Source organism: Pseudomonas sp. S49 (assembly GCF_009866785.1).
GTDB lineage: Bacteria > Pseudomonadota > Gammaproteobacteria > Pseudomonadales > Pseudomonadaceae > Aquipseudomonas.
This window is the reverse complement of the sequence record NZ_CP019432.1, coordinates 3,202,237-3,220,895: the sequence shown is the minus strand read 5'-3', so window position 1 is coordinate 3,220,895 and position 18,659 is coordinate 3,202,237. Positions and strand designations below refer to the sequence as shown.

The window sequence follows — 18,659 nt, the reverse complement described above, 5'->3', positions numbered from 1 at the left end:
CATCCGAGGTGATCCAGCACTTGTCGTACTGCTCACCATGGACAGAGGTTATGGCTCAATTTCAGGGCTGAATATAGCTGGCAAAGCACACCTGCTGTGACCGCCAGGAACAGGTCAGTGGCACAAAATGAGAGAGGTGCCAGCGAAGCATTTGACTAAGTAATTACTGGGGAACAGGCCTCAAATTTTTGAGATCTCTGTTGGGCACAGAGCAAGAGGGAAAATTATCAGAGTGGTGGAGTATTGGCTCCCTTGTGCAGGAGCCAAAGTTGCACGCTTGCGCGGAGGTAGAGTGAAAGTAAGCGCCGAGCCGTAGTGGCTATCAAACCGCTCCGGGCAGTCCTCTCACGATTTTCCATGGATGAGCAATCCATTTTTCCTGAAAAAACTCGATGAACACCCGAATGCGAGGACTCAAATGCTTACGGTCTGAATAAAGCAGGTAAATAGGCTCCAGGATCTCCGCTTTGTACTCGTCAAGCAGGAGCACCAGCGATCCGTCCTGAATGTCTTTTCCAATGTGGAAATCCGCAAGGCGGACTATACCCGCACCTGATTTGGCCATATCTCTGAGCAGCTCACCCTGGGTAAACGATCCTCGAGGCTTCACAGGGGTCGTCACACCTAGGCCATCTTGGATAAAGGCCCATTTGTTCCAAGGGCTGGCAAAACTGAAATTAAAGCATCGATGATTCATCAGATCTTGTGGCTGCTGCGGTATTCCATACTTTTCCAGGTAGTCAGGTGAAGCACACAGCAACCATTCACATTCGCCTATCTTCTTTGCGATTCTGGAAGAGCTCGGAAGAATCCCGCTATGGATGGCTATGTCCAATCCTTGTTCGAACTGGTCAACGAACTGAGCGCCTAACTGAATCTCGACATCAAGACCGGGATAGGTGTCGAGGAATTCCGGCAACCAAGGCACGATCTGCTGCTTCGCAAAAGAGGTCATCGTGTGGATGCGAAGCGTGCCACTGACCCTTGAAGGAAGCCCTTCTGCCAGAGAGTCAGCTTCACTCATCGCCTCAACTACAGCTTTCGCACTGCGCAGATAAGCCGCCCCCTCCTCCGTCAGAGTGAGGACTCGGGACCCCCTCTGAAAAAGTCGAACCCGAAGCCGATCCTCTAGCCGTGCTATCAATTTACTGATGGCCGACGGAGTCATCTCATGCGCCCTGGCGGCAGCAGAAAAACTTCCGCACTCTGTTGACCAGATGAAGGCTAGCATTTGAGAGTATTGATCCATTTCGGTACGCTCCTTAAGCGACTGAATCTACCTGTTTATCTACACAAAAAAACGCGCCGTAGCGCGTTCTTTTTTGAACCAGAATCAGCGAATGAACTGCTCGATATAATCGTCCGGCAAGCCCAAATTTTTGTAATGGCTGCGGGCAGCTTCCAGCTTGGTGAAAACGTCTTCATAGCCAACCGCGACACCCTGTGGGTCGACGTAAGTGTAGCCACCCTGAACGTGGAACCAAGTAATCATTTCTTCGACATCTTCAGGGACGAACAGAGTGTGAGTCTCCCCTGGCGGCTCGAATGCAAAGGAGCCTTCATCAGCAACCCAATCGTGTTCGAGGTAGTACCAACGCCCCTTCAACACGATCGCATGTACTGCACCTGAGTGGCGGTGACGAGACAAAACCCCGCTCTGCCGAACTCGGAGCAAGTTGATGTAGTACCCACCGCTAACGCTCAGCAGCAGTGGTTTGAAAGATACTGATTTGGTGACCGGCACCCAGAGATTATCGTCTTCGAGCCAAGTGGTCATAACGCCTGGATGCACCATGTCTGGAGACATGAAAGGCACCTGCGGCAAAGCATAAGGAATGGCAAGTTCATCAGGTTTAACGGGCGTATTCATTATAATTTCTCTCAACGTGTGACTGGCGAGCGAGCCAGGATTTCAATCGCTGAGTGAGAGTAGGTGATGCTCTCGCACAGGAGAATACTCAGAAATTCACACCATCTGTGACCACTCGTCACAGCGCGTAAGACTCATCCCGTTGAAGGCCGCGACTCATCTAAGGCGCCTACTGCGGACGAGTTCAAGCGATTGACCCCGCAGATTTTTCATTGAGTGGATAGCGGCCACCAGTGGATCGCGCCCCATCAGAGGGGACACATTTTCCCCAATACCTTCACTACCATGCAGACCTGTTCATCTGAAAGCCGCTTACACAGTAGTAATCGGCTTGAAATAATGAGGTTTAGCAATGACTTCTCTCAGCCCTTCCCTTGAGCTCAGTCCCGAGCTTGCAGCTCATCCGGCCTATTCGCGAGTGTTTCAGCCCGAAGGCCTCACCTTCGGATACATCATGCCCTTGGAGGGCTATCCGAATTCACCGTTTCCCACGCTGCAGGATCATCAACGCCTTGCTCGCATCGCGGACGAGGCTGGATTCGCAAGTCTGTGGATGAGAGATGTGCCCTTCTATGACCCGAGCTTTGGTGATACTGGTCAAATGATCGACCCGTTTGTATATCTGGGATATCTGGCTGCTGTTACCAAAAACATTGCCTTGGGCACAACGGGCATCGTTCTTCCGTTACGTGAACCACTGATCGTCGCTAAGCAGTCCGTTTCGGTCGACCAGCTAACCGGCGGTCGTTTCTTGCTAGGGCTATCCAGCGGAGATCGCCCAATTGAATATCCAGCATTCGGGATTGATTTCGAAGCGAGAGAAGAACGATACCGGGAAGGCTTTGAGCTGATTAAGACAGTCACTGAAAACAGCTTCCCAAGCGTCTCAACCAAACTTTTCGGCCAGCTGGAAGGCTTGCTAGACATGGTACCCAAGCCAGTTGGCCCTCGACTCCCCATGATTGTCGTGGGCCGGGCCCGTCAGACGCTTGAGTGGATAGCCAATAATGCCGATGCCTGGATTTGGCATCTGAGCGACTTCAATCGTTTGCCCGGCCTCATCCGCGAGTTCCGTTCTGCCAGCCAGACCGGCAACGCAAAACCATACGGCTACGCGACATTTTTCGATCTGGCGAAGGATCCGAACACACCGCTGGAACGCGGCTACAACGGAATAAGGATCGGGCGTAATGCTCTCGTGGAGCTCTGGAAACGGCAACAGGATGAGGGCGTTTCACACGTGGCACTGAATATCAAACCTCTGCAGCGACCAGCAGCAGATGTCCTGGAGGAGATGGCTGAGTATGTCCTGCCACACTTTCCCATAGGCCAACCTGCCTCGCAGGTGACCCAGTGACCGGCTCAAGTGATCGCACCGCCATCAAGGGCGTTATAGCCACCTTTCTGAAAGCCTGGGAGAGCGGTAATTGGGACTCTGTTGGGGATATGTTCACTGAGAATTGCCAGTTGGTGACAAGCCACATGTCCGCTCATGAGGGTGGACGCAAGATTGTCAGAGCTTTCCAGCAAGACCGTGCCAAGGCTGATGGCTTTTCAGTGAAGGCAACCAATCACTATGTGGGTGGTGGAGAAACCGACGCCACTTTCAGTCTCTACGCCTATGGCCATATCAGCAAAGCCACAAAGTCGGCCACGCTCGGATTTGGTATGACTGTCACAGGCTCTCTGAAAAAGACAGCAGGCACCTGGCGCCTCGACAGCGTGCTGATTGCCTTAAATTGGGTAACCGGGGACTACTCGCTTGCAATTCACTGGCAGCTTCCACCAGGTGACGACGGATGGAGGATTGGCGACCCAGCCCCGACCATCGTTAGCGAGCTGAATTCGCCATGGCTTGCTTTCCCTGACTCAACGGCTTCGGTGACCAGTGCGGAGTGTATTGCTGAAACCTACGCTCGTTACTCATGGGCGCTGGATCAGGCTGACATGCAGCAGCTTGCTCATTGCTTTACCAACGACGCCGCTGGTGATTTTCAACCGATGGGCCTTATTGAAGGGCGCCACGCGATCATCGGCTCCTTCAAAGAGTTTCGTCGGCCCTGGCCGTGGATGCAGCATTTCGCAGAGGTGCTGGAGATCAAGTCCGACGAGGAAAAGGGTATAGCGGAAATGATTGTCGGCAGAATCATTCCGGGAAACTCACACGCGCAAGATGGCACGCCTCTCTATGGCGCGCATTACCGGATGCGGCTTCGTCGCAAGCATGAGGGATTCTGGCAACTGACCTGGAGCGAGTACCGCCCAGGCTGGTTCAATGCCAATGAAGCACCAAGAGTTTAGTCCCTTCTTGGAAACGCTCTAGGGCCGTGGCGCCGTACTATCTCGGACGACGAGTTCGATTTGTATGCGCTCGCGGCGTGCAAGTGGGCGCCCCTCGATCAGCGCAACGATGTTGTTGGCGCTGCTGATACCAATTTTCGAAGTCGGCACCCTGACGGTCGTCAGGGCTGGCACGTAGGCAGCCGCGAACTCGATATCATCGAACCCGCTGACTGATAGTTCTTTGGGGACGTCGATCCCATTGGAGCGCGCTTCCGCCAACGCTCCGATACAGGTGAGGTCAGTGCTGCAGACAATGGCTGTAGGCTTGGGGTTAAGCTCCATAGCAATCCGCAGCCCGGCGCGCCCTCCCTCAATCGTGAATGGCTGCTCAATTATCCGTTCACTTGAAAGCTCTATCCCTGACTCGAGTAGCTGAGCGGTGATTCCTTTCAGACGGTATTTTGCCCGTTCGTTGTTAGAAACAACTCCACTGATCATGGCGATACTTTGATGACCAAGGCTAAGCAAGTGCTTGGCTATCAATCGACCACCCTCCTCATTGCTGAACCCCACGCAGTGATGGTCGTGAGCACCATCTAGCGACCACATGAGAATGAATGGGCATTGGGCGGCAGTTAGTGCTTCATAAATTTCAGGACTATGTTCAGTACCCACTAACAGTAGGCCTTCGACGCCCCGCTCAATCATGTTCCTTACGTTTACCAGTTCTTGCGCCTGGTCGTATTCATGGGAAGAAATGATTAGGTGATACCCAAGCTCCGTTAGCCTTAACTGGAGGGCCTGGACAGCTTCAGCGAACGCAGGGTTGTTAAAAGTAGGAAAAACGGCTCCGATGCTGTGCGTGCGCCTGGATGCCAAAGCACGCGCGGCCCCGTCTCGCACGTACCCGAGCTCTTGAACAGCTGCTTGTACTTTGGCCAGCGTTGCAGGTTTCACTAAGTGCGGGACAGCCAATGCTCTTGAAGCACTCCCCATCGAGACGCCCGCCAATTCAGCCACATCCTTGAGCTTCGGTTTCTCGATTTTTTTCATTGGAGATTCAGCATCCTCGATCGTAGCGCGGAGACAGGACGATCAGAAGAACGCCCTCGATTTGCGCAGAGGATGATAAGCCAACAGCCCGCCGTTCGGGAGCCGTTAATTGGAGGGAAAAACCTGAGAGCGGCGTTTCTGCTGCCCCCAGGCAAAAACACTTATTTAATGACGATCGGATTCACAGGAGCTCCGGTTCCGCCAACGACCTTTAGAGGGGCTGCGGTATAGAGAAACGTCCACTGACCGTCCTCAGCGCAGTCCTCAGCGAGAGGATCAAGCTGAGCGATCTCAGTGAGAGTGATGCCCAAGTTCCTCATGAGTGCATTGTGCAACGGCAACGCAACCCCTGACACGGGATCGACGGTGACTTCGTTAGCAATGGTGTCGGTAACGATGTTCGGAATTTCCATCTCCTGAAACCACTTCACCAGCTCAGGGCTGTAGGTCAGGCCTGGCTCGATAAAGTCTTTGTAGAACTCTTCCGGGTCGCGTTTATAAAACGAGCCGATCCATCCAGTGCGGATGATGAGAATGTCGCGCTTGTTGATAGAGACGCCTTGAGCCCGGGCCGCAGCCATTAAATCCTCATGGTTGAACGTTTCACCTGCATCCAGCACGTCTTTACCACGGTGGCGCGCTATGTCGATCAGAATGCCTCGGCCAACAATGCCTTTTTCACCCAATGGAGCAACGCTCGCCTTGGCCAGGGAACCGATAGTGGTATCGGCGCTGTAGCCATTCCAAATCTGATCGTCGTACCAGACATGCCCAAGGGCGTCGTACTGAGTTGACCCTTGAAGATGAAAAAACATCACGTCGTCGGCGAACTCGTAAGAGCCCGGAAAATGTGGGCCTTTGCCACAGTTATAGTGACCACGATCCATGATATTCATGCGTTTTGACTGGGAGCGACCAGGCCAGACCGGGTCACCAGCAGGATCTGCCATCCGCACCTGCAAAGTAAATGTCTTGCCTTGCTTGACCTCTTTGACCCCTTGGAGAACTTCGATACCTGTAAGGTAGTTGAGTGAGCCTACCTCATCATCCGGGCCCCACTTACCCCAGTTCTTAGGGGAGTCTTTGAGCAAGTCATGAATATGCGGAACGGTCTTGTCTGTCATTTTCTGAGCCTCTTTTATTCTTGGATTAGCTGTGCTGCATTTAGCGGTTAGTTGAAACGTTCAAATCGTTGTCCCAGCTCGTCGGCACGAGCGAGTCCTCGGATGAGTCGTTCAGCCGTAAGGGCTGGCGCCATATTTTTCGCGTACACCGCACCCAGTGTTGCCTGGACGACAATGTCCAATTCCTCAGAGGTAAACGCAGACGTCTGGCCAAGGCCGTCGAGGGTGACGGGAAGATTCACATCATTCAGAAGCTGAGCGACCTCTAGGATCTCTGAGTCTGGGCGCTCTTCGACGGACATCTGCACCAGCGTCCCGAATGCGACAAGCTCACCATGCAGCATGGAAGTAATCGCAGGAATTGACGTAAGACCTCGCACAAGCGCATGGGCTAACGACAAGCCGCCACTCTCAAACCCAACGCCACTGATAAGGACGGTTCCTTCAACAACCCGCTCGACATCATCATTAACCTCGTGCCGGCCTACTGCTTGGTAAGCGCTGTACCCGTAGGTCATAAGCGTCTTAAACACAGCCTCTGTTAGCAGCAATGCCGTGTTCAACGCTGGAGTACCAAATGAGTTATTGCCTCCGGCAGACTGACATTGTTGCGCCTCAAACTTTTTACTGATGGCGTCGCCGATGCCTGCGGCGAAAAACCTTGCAGGCGCACGGACAATCACTTCGGTGTCCACGACTACTGCAGAGGGGTTCATGTTCAGGTACTCGACACCAACGACCTTGTGCGCTTCGTCGTAAAGCACAATCAAACGGCTGGTTGGGGCGTCGCTGGAAGCAATGGTCGGGCATACGACAATGGGGACGTTAAGCTGAGCAGCCATCCCTTTAGCCGTGTCAATTGTCTTACCCCCGCCCAAAGCGATGATGGTGTCTGGCCTGTAATCTGCTGATCGCTCACAGAGAGACGCAATTGCAGCTTTAGTGCATTCACCGGGAAAAACGATACTGTTCGCCTCGAAGCCATGCTCTGACAATGCATTCCCTACCTCAGGCCACAGATGCTTCGAGACAAACTCGTCGCACAAGACCAAAGGGCGCGATTGCCCCATATCGGAAAGGATTCTGCCAAGCTGTTTTAGTGCGCCTGGCCCTTGCTCGTATCGGCCAGGAAAACCCATTGTTCGAACCATGCCATCACCCGCTGCTGAAAAACTGTGAGATAAATCGTTACGTTGAATACGAGCCCGGATGGATCAGCGCATCAACCAGCCACCCGCCACATCCACAACTTGGCCCGTGATGAAGTCGCTGTCGTTTGAAGTCAAAAAGCATGCTGCTTTAGCTACCTCAAGTGGCGTTCCAAGACGGCCCAACGGTGTCTCATCAACGACTGCCTGGTTCGCTTGCGCAGAAACGGTTTTAAGAAGCGGCGTTTCGATGCGTCCCGGAGCCAGTGCGTTTGCAGTAATGCCATAGGGCCCGAGCTCACCTGCCAGGTGACGGGTAAAACCGATAATCGCGGCTTTAGTAGCGCTGTAATGCGCCGCGACAATAGGCAAATAGGCGCTGCCGGCGACGGAAGACATGTTCACGATTCTTCCAAAGCCGCGCTCAACCATTCCCGGCGCGATTGCCCTAACCAGGTTGAACGAGCCAGTGAGGTTGATGCCGACGACCCTTTCCCATTCCAGAGGATCCATTTCCCAAATCGGTGCGGGTGCGCCCTGATGTTTGGGTGACACGCCTGCATTGTTGATCAAGGTGTCGATCGGGCCGAGCTGCTCACTAAGCTCAAGACAGGCTCGACTGCATTGCGCGAAATCTGATACGTCAGCTTTAGCCCAAGCCACCAAATGTCCGGCAGCAATGAGTTGCCGGGAAAGCTCGGAAACTGACTGTTCGTCGAAATCTACCAAGGCAACCCGCGCGCCCTCCTCGCAGTACAGCCGGGCAATTGAGGCACCGATCCCCCCTCCTGCCCCGGTAATGAGAACTGTGCGTCCTGAATGTCGAAGATTCGTCATGCCAAATTCCCCGCGCTGAAAAAACAGAAACAAGAGGCGGTGATGCTCAAACGCGTCCGATGCCGCGCTGGCTGACCGAAAATTTCGGACTCATGTAGGCGGGTGGTTTTAGGAGATTTGCGTAGCGAAGCCAGTGCCCCCGTGCCGGAGCGGTCTGTGACTTTAGATAAGAGAGTGGCGAGGGCAGCCTGCGTCGTTGACCGAGCGAAGGCTAATGATGCAGTGATCATTATGATCTCCAGACTTGCCTAGGAAAACGGCAAATATGAATCGTTTCATTCTCATAGCCTGCGGCCATAAGCCAACAAAATCCATGATATTTTCACGACTCTATTTTTTTGTATTTATTCTCGAAAGATATATTTATGAAGCGCTTCATTTTTATTCGGATATTTGACCGCTGTCAAGCTGTCTGCACGGTCACTTCCCCGCAAGGAGCGCCAGTAGCTCCTACGAAACGCAGTCATGAGCATCTGCGCCAATCATATTGAGGATGTGAAAAACACCGGCACACTAAGCCTCTGAGGCACTGGCTCCTTCGGCAGATGCACGGAACACGGGCGCAGTGCCCACGCCTGGGAGTCGATGCTCAAGTGAGATGAATACGCGATGCATATGATAGGCATCGACTAGCCGCGCGGGCTTCGCCCACGGGTCAGGCAGAGTGAATGCCTTCCGCAGAATGCTGCTCCCATGGTGGGCATGGTGACCAAGCCTCCACGAGCTTATCGATGAAGAGTCGAATTTTCGGAGAGAGGTGCCGCTTGCTAGGGTAGATCACCCGAATAGGCTCTGCGGCCTCTGCATAGCCAGCGAGCAATTGAACAAGCTTGCCGCTCCTCAAATCGTCGTTCACCACGTAGGAAGGAAGAGTCGCGATACCCAAGCCAGCTACTGCTGACTGGTGTAATGACTCAGCACTGTCCATCTGTAGCCTTCCACCATGAGTAACGGACACAGAGCTACCATTCACGCGAAAATTCCAAGGAAGCAATCTCCCACCGCTCACGAAATGCAGGCACTGGTGCTCGGATAAATCCTCCGGCGTTTTAGGCTCGGCATGCTCAGCCAAATATTTGGGGGAAGCGCAGGTAATCATTTGTTGGTAGGCCACAGTGCGCGTTAACAACCGAGAATCTTCCTTCGGTGGCCCGATGCGCATGGCCAAATCAAATCCCTCATCGATCAGATCGACCAGCCTGTCAGAAAAGGTGATATCCACGCTCAGGGAGGGCCAATCTTTAAGACAGCACTCAATGTGCTGAAGGACATGAAGTCTGCCCAGCGCAACCGGCAGACTCATCCGCAGTCGCCCACTGGGTGTCGAACGACGAAACGCAAGGGCATCCTCCACGTCGTCCAGATCCTGAAGAACGCCCACACAGCGCTCATACAGAACCTGGCCGTCATCCGTCATGCTTAAACTTCGCGTAGTGCGATTCAGTAAACGTACCTGTAAACGAGCCTCAAGCCTGACTATCGACTTCCCCACTGCAGAGCGCGTAAGGCCAAGCTGTTTTGCCGCCGCAGTGAAGCTTCCAGCGTTTACCGAGCTCACAAACGCGGCAATGTCATTCAGGTTATGGAGTTCCATACGGCCTCGGTGGTCTCAACGTTCGGGCGGCTTAGCACCTGTTATGGGGAACCCTATTCCCCAATACTAAGCATAGTATCTCAATTAGCTAATCCACTCCCAACGATCAATTGAGGTCATTATGAACACTAAAGTCCAAGCAGCCGTCCAAACCTGGGCCAATAGCCTTAGCGATCTGGTACCCGTTCTTAAGGGAATCGATACCACCACAAAAATGAGCGACATCCGCGACTCTTACGCAAAAATGCTCGCGCAAAATCCAGCGCCAGCTGGCGTTAAATTCGAAGCAGTCGACATGGGTGGCGTACCCGGCACACTGGTTACTCCGGACGAGATCAAAACCGACGCGGTCGTGATGTACATCCACGGCGGCGCCTACATTGTAGGACGTCCAGACGGCTACCACGGTATCGGCGGCAACTACGCGAAAATGCTCGGTGCTCGTGTGTACATGCCGGACTACCGCCTCGCTCCTGAGCACAAGTTTCCAGCATCTATCGACGACACGTTACGCGCTTACGAATGGTTGCTTGAGCAGAAAATCCCGGCTAACAAAATTGCGTTCTCTGGTGAGTCGGCTGGCGGCGCAATGGTTGTCAGCGTCATGGTCGCGGCTAAATCGAAAGGGCTTCCATTGCCTGCGGTTGGCTCCTCCATCTCACCATGGGCGAACCTTGAACACACCGGTGCTTCCATGAGCAACCGTGAAGGTCTGGATCCTCTGAACTCCAAGCCTGTCTTGGACATCCTCGCCAGAGCATTCCTAGGCGACACATTGGCCAATCATCCTCTGGCCTCACCTGTGTTCGCGGACGTCACCGGTCTTCCACCAATCTTGGTGCAGATCGGCGAGAACGAGCTGATGTTGAGTGATGCAATGCGCCTTGCAACTCACCTGGCTGATAACCGGGTTCGCGTGAACCTGGAAGTATGGCCTGCGATGTTCCACGCCTGGCACTTCTACGCCACCATGCTGCCAGAAGGTCAGCAGGCTATGGAGAGTTCCGTTCGCTTCATCGAGGCTGCCTTGGCCGACGCCAACCGCTAAAACGCAGAACAACCGCGATAGCTTTGTGGCTGTCGCGGTTTTGCTCATCCTGCTTCTATAAAAGCTTCATCAGGCTATTCAGAGAGCCTGAGCAAGCGCCCTGCCCAACCCGAGAAAATTTCACCAAACGCCCCTTCTTGGCAGGCCGTGTCCACTGAACTCAGAAGATGGTTTTTCCGATGACAACAGACCGCAGCACGATCAACCCAAGGGTCTATGCGCTGACCTTCACTGCATTTGTAATGCTCTCCTCTGAATTTATCGTCGCAGGTTTACTACCTGAAATTGCAACATCGCTGGCCATCACTATTGGCGCGGCGAGTGGGCTGGTGACAGCTTTTGCTTTAGGCATGGGCATCAGCGCGCCAATCATTGGTGTTCTAACACACCGGGCCTCGAAACGATCCCTTCTCATCGCCGCGTGCGTGGCACTTGTTCTCGGGAACGGGATTTCCGCAGTCTTTAGCGACTACTACATCATCCTCATTGGTCGCGTACTAGGAGGAATCGGTGTTGCTGTTTTCTGGACAAATGCCGCTCTGGCCGCGAAGTCACTGTCGCAAGGCCGCAATGAAAGCATGGCGATTGGTAGAGTCTTGGTAGGAATCTCGATCGCATCGGTCGTAGGCGTCCCGGTCGGCAAGCTCATCGCAGACGCTACCAATTGGCGGATGGCGATGTGGATGATGACGGCGCTGAGCTGTGTGGCTTTGCTAACCGTGTGGATTTGGGTGAGGCCTACTGAAGAATCGCGGCAGAAAGAAAACCTGCGCGACGCCCTGCGTGTAGCCTTCAAGCCTGACGTATCAATGACCTTGGTCAGTTCATGCTTAATGTTTGCTGGCGTTGCCTCGGTATTCAACTTCTTGTCTACCTTCCTGGAAAAGGAGACCGGCTTCGGTGAGATGAACGTCACACTGATCCTATGTCTCTACGGCGTCGCAGACATTGTGAGCAATTTGATCCTATCCAAACGTGTGAAGGACAATCTTGAGCCCATGTTCAGACGGGTCTTGGTGACCATGGCCATGGGCATGTGCACCCTGTCAATGTTTGGCAATCTCACATGGGCAGTACCACTCGCCGTCATCATCGTCGCCAGCAGCCACGCTGGTGTCAGCCTGCTTATCGGAATAGACGTGCTGAAAAGGGCTGGGAACGCTGGTCAGTTGATCAACGCCATAAACGTATCAATGATAAATCTAGGCATCGGCATTGGTGCAGTCATTACTGGATTGGTGATAGATCGCGTAGACGTTAACGCCATAGGTTGGGTTGGCGCAGGCTTCATTTCTTTGGCGCTGTTTGTCCGATGGAAAATTGAACGTAGCCACGAACAGCATGGTAGCTGAGTTGTAGACCGTTGCTTAACATTACCCTGCGCCTTAAAGGAACGCCGGCTAGCGCGGGACATTCCAGTTCGATACCCAAGCGTCACGGGCTCAGCCGGATGACTGCTGGAACTAACACTGCGGTAACGCACAAATGAAAAGGGCTCCATGGGGCCCTTTTTGTACTCAAACCTTAGTCACTTGGTGAGCCAGGACTCAACGGTGGTGGAACCGTGTTTAGCTTTGCAATCCTTCTGAATCGCCCCGGCTTATCTAGACACCTTGCAAGCTCAACGAAAGCGATTAGCCGCTACTCATCCTCATAGTGGAGAGACACACTGAAAGCCATCAAGTCCCCCATTGCATCACCGCCAGGGCGCGCACTCGCAATTGTTCGTGGATCGCATGCGAATGGGGGCAAAACTGGGGGCATAGTTGGTTTTTCTAAGCCTAGAAGCACCGTCCTAGAGCCAAGTCAAAATGTTTTTCGGCGCCCCTGAGAGCCTTTAGGCTTCGTCTGGCAGGCTGTTTAGCTGAGCATTTCTGGCTTTTCATGGGCATGGAGATCCATTCATTTGCAAGCCCGCCAGTCCCGTTGCCTCACCGAAATCGCCATCAATTTATTCTGGCCCAGCAAATACAACCGCGCCCCGTCAATAAATGGTTCAGGCACCTGATGTTCGATCTCGGCGATTAACTGCGCGCGCAGCCTTTACTGCCAATGCGAAAACCTTGGAGCGCAGGTGCGACACCTTCGGCCAGACCGCATGCACATCAGCGTTACCGAAAAACGACTTGCGACACGAAGCAGACATTAGAGCAGGTAAATAAGCCCGTCGTTTTTCTTCCTTTGGCCTCGTTTTTTGCCAGCAGATTTCAGGTTGCTCACCGAGCACTCCGATAGAATCAGGCAATACTAAAATCGAATCAGGCATAGTTCCCAGCCACTCTCCGCCCTAGCATAGCCTGACCTTATATATTCAGGAGTGCGCCCCATGCGTGCAGAAAAAACCATTTTTATCACGGGCGTTAGTAGCGGCTTTGGCCAGGCCCTGGCTAAGGAAGCTCTCGCTCAGGGCCATCGAGTGATCGGCACTGTTCGCAGCGAATCCTCTCTGGCAACGTTCCAGGCGCTCTTGCCTGAGAGAGCCCATGGCGTGGTGCTGGACGTTACCCACTTTAATGCCATCGACGCCGTCGTCGCCGCTATTGAGGGTCAGTATGGCCCGGTGGACGTGCTGGTTAACAACGCGGGTTATGGCCACGAAGGGGTTTTCGAGGAGTCGTCGCTGGAGGAAATGCGCCGTCAGTTCGACGTCAATGTATTCGGCGCGGTGGCGATGACCAAGGCGTTTGTGCCCTTTTTTCGCCAGCGGCGGGCGGGACGTATCCTCAATATCACGTCCATGGGTGGCTATATCACCATGCCAGGTATTGCTTACTACTGCGGCAGCAAATTTGCCCTGGAGGGCATCTCTGATACGTTGAACAAAGAGCTTGCGCCCTTCAATATTTTTGTAACGGCCGTGGCGCCGGGGTCTTTCCGAACGGACTGGGCAGGTCGTTCGATGCAGCGTACGCCGCGCAGCATCAGTGACTACGATGCGACTTTCGACCCGGTGCGAAAAGCCCGTGAGGAAAAAAGCGGCCTTCAACTGGGCGACCCGCAGAAAGCCGCACGCGCCATGATGACTATTATCACCAGCCCTAATCCGCCGGCTCAACTGCTGCTGGGCAGCGACGCCCTGGCTCTGGTGCGTGACAAGCTGCAGCGGACGGCGGAGAGTATTGAGCAATGGGAAGCGCTGAGCTGTTCCACGGACGGCTGAGCATAAAAGTGGAGAACGTACAATCGATGCCGAAATCCAAGGACCCGAGCACTGCGCGTATGGTGCAGTTGATGGGCCAGCTTGCACCGCTGGAGGGTTACAACCTGAGTCCGCTGGATGATGTGCGTTTTCTGCGTTCCAACCGGCCGCTGAAGCGCACCCCGGTTCTATATGAGCCGGGCATCGTCATCCTCTGTCAGGGGCAGAAACGCGGCTATCTGGGTGATGAAATTTACATCTATGACGCCCAGCATTATCTGGTGGTGTCAGTGCCAGTGCCTTTTACAATGGAGACCGACGCTAGCGAGGCGGAGCCAATGCTGGCGGTGTACATACGTCTGGATTTCAATCTGGCCGGCGAGCTGATTCAGCAGGTAGATGAGGTATGGAACATCCGCGTGGCTCAGCCTATGGGTATGTACGCCTCGCCCATGGACGAACCGCTGCGCCAGTCGACCCTGCGTTTTCTGGAAGTCATGGGCGACTGCACCGACGCGCAAATCCTCGGACCAGCGATGTTGCGCGAACTCTACTACCGCATTCTCACTGGCGAACAAGGCGGTACCCTACGCGCGGCTATCGCCCAGCAGGGTCAGTTCGGCAAGGTGACGCGCGCCATTCACAAAATCCACCGCTGTTACCACGAGCATCTGGATGTAGAAATCCTCGCCCAGGAAGCGCAGATGAGCGTGCCTAACTTTCATCTGCATTTTCGCAAGGTGACCGATTCCTCGCCTATGCAGTACCTCAAGTCGACGCGGTTGCATCAAGCGCGATTACTGATGCTGCGTAACGACCTGACAGCGGCCAAGTCGGCATTTCTGGTGGGTTATGAAAGTGCTTCGCAATTTAGCCGCGATTTCAAGCGCCTCTTCGGACGCACGCCAATAGCGGAGGTGGCGCGGATGAAGCAGGCTTATACGTTGCCGGCACCGACAACCCCGTCGCCCTTCGTGTCATCACACTGAGTTTCAAACAATCCTGTCTTGCCCGTCGCCAGTAGGCGTGGGAACGTGCGGATGGCGTGCCTGCCGACACAACGGGCGAGTGAAGTGTCACATCTGCTGCCGCATAGATAAACACCCATCCAGGATTTGTATATTCAGGGGCCTATCAGAAAAGCTATCGCTCTACGGCGATGCATTTGATCTCCACGAGAAGGCCGGGGCGAGCCAGTTCACCGACACCTATGCATGTCCATGCACAAGTACTCCGAGGAAAGACTTTATCCTTCACGCGTCTAAAAATTGGCATGTGGCGGTGCATATCGACGTGATAAGTTGTCATTTCGACGACATCTTCAAATTCGCACCCGCCGGCTTCCAAGACGAGCCGGAGATTGTCCCAAGCTGCCAAAAACTGCTGCTCTGGGTCTTCGATAACTGATAATTCCGGCGTCCGGCCTACCTGACCAGCGCAGTAAAGAGTCTTTCCTACCTTTACAGCTGGTGCATAACCAGCATGCTCGCAGAGCAATCTCATGCCATCTGGAACAATGATCTGACGATCAGTCATGGTTGTGGAGCCCAAAATATAAACGGATACGAAAGCTAACTCACGTGCCAGAACGGCGTCCAATCGGGTCACTGGGACTCAGCCTCATAAAACCGCATTCGCCACTCTAGAAACCCCGGCCAGTAAGCGAACGACAGACCACTAATAAATAAAGACGCGCATTGGCGTAGCTGCTTTCTCGATAGAAATACTAGCCCCGCGGCGAAAGAGCTATCGAGATCCGCCCGTTTAACGCCCTTACTCTGAAATTGACTTGTCGAGAAGGTGGCTCTCGACTGAAGAGGACTTGCGACGGCGAAAAATCCGTACGCCAGGCGACCGTAGCGGTGCTCTAACAATCTCAATCGGTAACCAGGTGAGGGTTATCGGGGAAAGAGCCACTGCGGTAGCGAACGCATTCAATCCCTCTTTGCAGATCACATCAGAAGAGAATTCGCTTTCCTCGCCATTGAAAGTACACACGATTCGCTCATCAAAGGACTTTGAGTAGGGCCGTCTACCCTCCTCATTTCCGCAGGTGTGTTTGATAATCTCACTGCTATCCAGAATGTTTCGATCAGGGAAGTTGAAGTCCGCAATATCCAAGCCACTGGCTCGCGTACCTGGCACTGATCGGCCCGGTCTGCTGAAAGAACCGTCGGCGTTCCTTCGCCATGGCAACAATTGAAGCAGCGCTCGCATCTCCGGCCGGCATGACAGGTTTGTGGTCGATTCCGATAACAGATGAGCGCGGGTTGTATCCGCCTCCTGCACAGGTGATCTGGACTGAGCCTGCAATTGGGATTGGAAATCTGCACTATGGGTCGTTGCCCGCTTCTTGTTTTCTGAAGTCGGTAACACTGATGAAGCTGGCGGTACCGCAGATATATAGGTCATGGGGACGCCTCATATCAGGTCTGGTGTCATGAGTCTCGCCAGCATTCCTGGCGTGGCTGTTCAGTTTTTGCGCCATCAGATCCCGCTGAACCAGTTGTATCCCTGGTCTTCCCAATACCCGCCCGGGTTGTCGTTGCTCACGAAAATCTCGACAACATGCTTGGGGTTTTTGAAGCCCAATTTGGTGGGTACTCGAACCCGCAGCGGATAGCCGTACTCGGGCGGCAACGCGACATCAGCGTAATCCAGCGCCAGCAGTGTCTGTGGGTGCAAGGCCGTCGGCATGTCCAGACTGGAGTAATAGCGATCAGCACATTTGAAACCGACGAATTTCGCTGTGGTATCGGCACCGATGTGTTCCAGAAAGGTTTTGAGCGGTACACCTCCCCATTGTCCTATGGCGCTCCAACCTTCAACACAGATCAAACGGGTGATATCGCTACGTTGCGGCAGTTTGCGCAAGCTTTCGAGTGTCCATGGAGCCTTGTCCCTGACCCGGCCGGAGACGGCGAGCGAGTAACTGGCGAGGTCCACTTCAGGGATATCGTCCTGGCCATAGAATGCGTTGAACGGAAATGGCGTAGTGATCTGCGCGCGGGTGAAGGTCGGCGCCAGTTTCTGTCCGCTGAACAGCCATGCCTGGACCCTATCGTTCCAGCGCGACATGGCCCAAAGGACCTTGTCAACCTGATCGCCGTCCTGCAGGTTGCAGCCGGTCAGCATCGACATCGCACCCACGGTCAAGCCGGCACGAAGGAAATGCCGGCGCTGGATATTCTCCAACTCAAGCTGTTGCGCAGGTTCAAGCCTGACGCGCTGAACAGTTCCTTTTCTGGATTCAGTCATGGCCATTTCTCCTGATATCAAGCGACCGCACCCCACCTGAAATCATTGGCAGCAGGGTTTTGGGTACCAGCATTACCAACCCAAGATGAATCACGACGAATGCAGCAATTACCGCCATCGCCGCAAAATGTACGTAGCGAGCGACGTCATAGCCGCCCAGTAGCGCGACCAGCTCTTGAAGTTGAATGGGTTTCCAGATCGCCACACCCGAAATGACGACGAGTGCGCCTGCTGCCAGCACCATCCAGTACATCAGGCGCTGCACAGCGTTATAGACACCCTTTTCATGCACGAGCCGGAAGCGCAAAGCGTCCGTAAAATCACGCTTCAATGCGACAAGCCCAATGGGCAGCAACTCACGTTTGAAATGGCGACTGACGACGCCATACAGCACATAGATTGCGCCGTTGATCAGCAGCAGCCACATGAATGCAAAGTGCCAGGCCAGCGCCCCACCCAACCACCCGCCCACGGTTACCGACACTGGAAACCTGAAGCCGAACAGTGGCGAGGCGTTGTAAATGGCCCAACCGCTCATGAACATGCAGACCATGCAGGCGGCGTTGAGCCAGTGGGTGAGGCGAACCGGCCAGGGATGAAGCTTTTTCTGTCTCACGTGTTTCCCCCTCGAAACCAGCCATGTAGCGGAGCGTTGCCAAGCGGCAGCGCCCCTGCCTTTTCAGGTGATTACATCGGTGGCTGGAAGCCATCCTTGCCAACTGCAATGCCGCGCGCGGTGGTTCCATCTGCGGCGGGGAACACGACAATTTTCGTACCTTTGACCAGTTCATCGGCTTTGCCTGGCTCGACGTAGGCAATTGGCACATCGTCCGGTACGACGATTTGTTTCTCGCCACCCTTGTAGTTGACGGTCAATGTGCGGCCGTCAGCTTTGGACAGTTTCCCCACTGTACCGTTGGTCATGGTGCCTGTGCTGCCATCCGCGTTCTGCCAGCCATAATGACCTTCGCCGCTGCCCTTCAGGCTGGCGTCAAAAACCGTCACCTCCAGCGCCTTCAATGTTCCGTTGGCCTGCGGGATGGCCGCCGAGCCAATGAAGCTGTCGGATTTGATCGATTCGATATTGGCCTTCGATACCCGGTTGATACCGGTCTTGTCAGTCAGTCCGATAGTCTGCTGGGCGCCGGAGCGGACAGTGAATGTCAGCGTATTGTTGCTGACGCTTTCCACCGTGCCACGCAGCGGTTTGATCACCGGCATGTCAGCCGCGGTAGCAATGACGGCAGCACTGAGCATCAACAAACCGAATGTGGTAGACAAGGCGTTTTTTAGTTGCATGGTGAC

17 protein-coding genes are annotated in these 18,659 nt (G+C 54.1%); 6 read left to right on the top strand and 11 right to left on the bottom strand.

Features of this window, described 5'->3' with window-relative positions; all coding sequences use genetic code 11:
• Positions 1-322 precede the first annotated feature (322 nt).
• Together PspS49_RS14220 and PspS49_RS14215 are read right to left on the bottom strand one after the other, a co-directional pair.
• Positions 323-1,249: a LysR family transcriptional regulator gene (locus PspS49_RS14220; RefSeq protein WP_095129125.1), complete on the bottom strand. Its 927-nt coding sequence runs from the start codon at positions 1,247-1,249 to the stop codon at positions 323-325.
• An 84-nt stretch (positions 1,250-1,333) separates the two neighbouring features.
• Positions 1,334-1,870, bottom strand: a complete 537-nt coding sequence (locus PspS49_RS14215; protein ID WP_007913179.1) for a 2,4'-dihydroxyacetophenone dioxygenase family protein — start codon at positions 1,868-1,870, stop codon at positions 1,334-1,336.
• Between the two features lie 352 nt (positions 1,871-2,222).
• Here PspS49_RS14215 and PspS49_RS14210 point away from each other — a divergent pair, with 352 nt between their 5' ends.
• Both PspS49_RS14210 and PspS49_RS14205 read left to right on the top strand, forming a co-directional pair.
• Positions 2,223-3,227, top strand: a complete 1,005-nt coding sequence (locus PspS49_RS14210; RefSeq protein WP_027620508.1) for an LLM class oxidoreductase — start codon at positions 2,223-2,225, stop codon at positions 3,225-3,227.
• Positions 3,224-4,171, top strand: coding sequence for a nuclear transport factor 2 family protein (locus PspS49_RS14205; protein ID WP_150705639.1), 948 nt, complete (start codon positions 3,224-3,226; stop codon positions 4,169-4,171). The genes PspS49_RS14210 and PspS49_RS14205 overlap by 4 nt, the downstream gene beginning before the upstream one ends.
• 18 nt (positions 4,172-4,189) lie before the next feature.
• Here the strand turns inward: PspS49_RS14205 and PspS49_RS14200 are convergent, their stop codons facing one another.
• The 5 genes from PspS49_RS14200 to PspS49_RS14180 all read right to left on the bottom strand — a co-directional run bounded on the left by PspS49_RS14200 (position 4,190) and on the right by PspS49_RS14180 (position 9,909).
• Positions 4,190-5,206 carry a substrate-binding domain-containing protein gene (locus tag PspS49_RS14200; protein ID WP_007913182.1) on the bottom strand — a complete coding sequence of 339 codons (1,017 nt, stop codon included), beginning with the start codon at positions 5,204-5,206 and terminating at the stop codon, positions 4,190-4,192.
• A gap of 161 nt (positions 5,207-5,367) precedes the next feature.
• Entirely contained in the window at positions 5,368-6,330 is a 963-nt protein-coding gene (locus tag PspS49_RS14195; protein ID WP_027620510.1) for a cyclase family protein, read from the bottom strand.
• A gap of 47 nt (positions 6,331-6,377) precedes the next feature.
• Entirely contained in the window at positions 6,378-7,469 is a 1,092-nt protein-coding gene (locus tag PspS49_RS14190) for a glycerol dehydrogenase (RefSeq protein WP_238786348.1), read from the bottom strand.
• Positions 7,470-7,544: 75 nt separating this feature from the next.
• The gene (locus tag PspS49_RS14185) at positions 7,545-8,315 is read right to left on the bottom strand and encodes an SDR family NAD(P)-dependent oxidoreductase (RefSeq protein ID WP_095129121.1); all 771 of its coding nucleotides are present in this window, start codon (positions 8,313-8,315) and stop codon (positions 7,545-7,547) included.
• Positions 8,316-8,970: 655 nt separating this feature from the next.
• Positions 8,971-9,909 (bottom strand): LysR family transcriptional regulator, encoded by a 939-nt coding sequence (locus tag PspS49_RS14180; RefSeq protein ID WP_027620513.1) that lies wholly within the window; start codon positions 9,907-9,909, stop codon positions 8,971-8,973.
• 121 nt (positions 9,910-10,030) lie between these two features.
• Between PspS49_RS14180 and PspS49_RS14175 the strand changes: the two genes are divergently transcribed.
• From PspS49_RS14175 to PspS49_RS14160, 4 genes are all read left to right on the top strand, one after another.
• A complete protein-coding gene (locus PspS49_RS14175) occupies positions 10,031-10,957 on the top strand; it encodes an alpha/beta hydrolase (RefSeq protein WP_174245060.1) in 927 nt (308 codons plus the stop codon).
• Positions 10,958-11,136: 179 nt separating this feature from the next.
• A complete protein-coding gene (locus tag PspS49_RS14170; RefSeq protein WP_160039834.1) occupies positions 11,137-12,309 on the top strand; it encodes an MFS transporter in 1,173 nt (390 codons plus the stop codon).
• A 974-nt stretch (positions 12,310-13,283) separates the two neighbouring features.
• Entirely contained in the window at positions 13,284-14,117 is an 834-nt protein-coding gene (locus tag PspS49_RS14165; RefSeq protein WP_058426034.1) for an oxidoreductase, read from the top strand.
• A 26-nt stretch (positions 14,118-14,143) separates the two neighbouring features.
• The gene (locus tag PspS49_RS14160) at positions 14,144-15,085 is read left to right on the top strand and encodes an AraC family transcriptional regulator (protein WP_056859947.1); all 942 of its coding nucleotides are present in this window, start codon (positions 14,144-14,146) and stop codon (positions 15,083-15,085) included.
• 154 nt (positions 15,086-15,239) lie between these two features.
• On the opposite strand, the gene PspS49_RS14155 is transcribed toward PspS49_RS14160, so the two are convergent.
• From PspS49_RS14155 to PspS49_RS14140, 4 genes are all read right to left on the bottom strand, one after another.
• The gene (locus PspS49_RS14155) at positions 15,240-15,632 is read right to left on the bottom strand and encodes a RidA family protein (RefSeq protein ID WP_056860328.1); all 393 of its coding nucleotides are present in this window, start codon (positions 15,630-15,632) and stop codon (positions 15,240-15,242) included.
• A gap of 951 nt (positions 15,633-16,583) precedes the next feature.
• Complete coding sequence (locus PspS49_RS14150) at positions 16,584-17,354, bottom strand: molybdopterin-dependent oxidoreductase (protein ID WP_056859946.1); 771 nt, start codon at positions 17,352-17,354, stop codon at positions 16,584-16,586.
• Positions 17,347-17,970, bottom strand: a complete 624-nt coding sequence (locus PspS49_RS14145) for a cytochrome b/b6 domain-containing protein (protein ID WP_056859945.1) — start codon at positions 17,968-17,970, stop codon at positions 17,347-17,349. The genes PspS49_RS14150 and PspS49_RS14145 overlap by 8 nt, the downstream gene beginning before the upstream one ends.
• 71 nt (positions 17,971-18,041) lie before the next feature.
• Entirely contained in the window at positions 18,042-18,653 is a 612-nt protein-coding gene (locus PspS49_RS14140; RefSeq protein ID WP_056859944.1) for a hypothetical protein, read from the bottom strand.
• Between the last annotated feature and the right edge of the window lie 6 nt (positions 18,654-18,659).

Coding starts and splice junctions, on each gene's coding strand:
- PspS49_RS14220 (WP_095129125.1), bottom strand. CDS start 1,249: ATGGATCAATACTCTCAAATGCTAGCCTTCATCTGGTCAACAGAGTGC.
- PspS49_RS14215 (WP_007913179.1), bottom strand. CDS start 1,870: ATGAATACGCCCGTTAAACCTGATGAACTTGCCATTCCTTATGCTTTG.
- PspS49_RS14210 (WP_027620508.1), top strand. CDS start 2,223: ATGACTTCTCTCAGCCCTTCCCTTGAGCTCAGTCCCGAGCTTGCAGCT.
- PspS49_RS14200 (WP_007913182.1), bottom strand. CDS start 5,206: ATGAAAAAAATCGAGAAACCGAAGCTCAAGGATGTGGCTGAATTGGCG.
- PspS49_RS14195 (WP_027620510.1), bottom strand. CDS start 6,330: ATGACAGACAAGACCGTTCCGCATATTCATGACTTGCTCAAAGACTCC.
- PspS49_RS14190 (WP_238786348.1), bottom strand. CDS start 7,469: ATGGGTTTTCCTGGCCGATACGAGCAAGGGCCAGGCGCACTAAAACAG.
- PspS49_RS14185 (WP_095129121.1), bottom strand. CDS start 8,315: ATGACGAATCTTCGACATTCAGGACGCACAGTTCTCATTACCGGGGCA.
- PspS49_RS14180 (WP_027620513.1), bottom strand. CDS start 9,909: ATGGAACTCCATAACCTGAATGACATTGCCGCGTTTGTGAGCTCGGTA.
- PspS49_RS14175 (WP_174245060.1), top strand. CDS start 10,031: ATGAACACTAAAGTCCAAGCAGCCGTCCAAACCTGGGCCAATAGCCTT.
- PspS49_RS14170 (WP_160039834.1), top strand. CDS start 11,137: ATGACAACAGACCGCAGCACGATCAACCCAAGGGTCTATGCGCTGACC.
- PspS49_RS14165 (WP_058426034.1), top strand. CDS start 13,284: ATGCGTGCAGAAAAAACCATTTTTATCACGGGCGTTAGTAGCGGCTTT.
- PspS49_RS14160 (WP_056859947.1), top strand. CDS start 14,144: ATGCCGAAATCCAAGGACCCGAGCACTGCGCGTATGGTGCAGTTGATG.
- PspS49_RS14155 (WP_056860328.1), bottom strand. CDS start 15,632: ATGACTGATCGTCAGATCATTGTTCCAGATGGCATGAGATTGCTCTGC.
- PspS49_RS14150 (WP_056859946.1), bottom strand. CDS start 17,354: ATGACTGAATCCAGAAAAGGAACTGTTCAGCGCGTCAGGCTTGAACCT.
- PspS49_RS14140 (WP_056859944.1), bottom strand. CDS start 18,653: ATGCAACTAAAAAACGCCTTGTCTACCACATTCGGTTTGTTGATGCTC.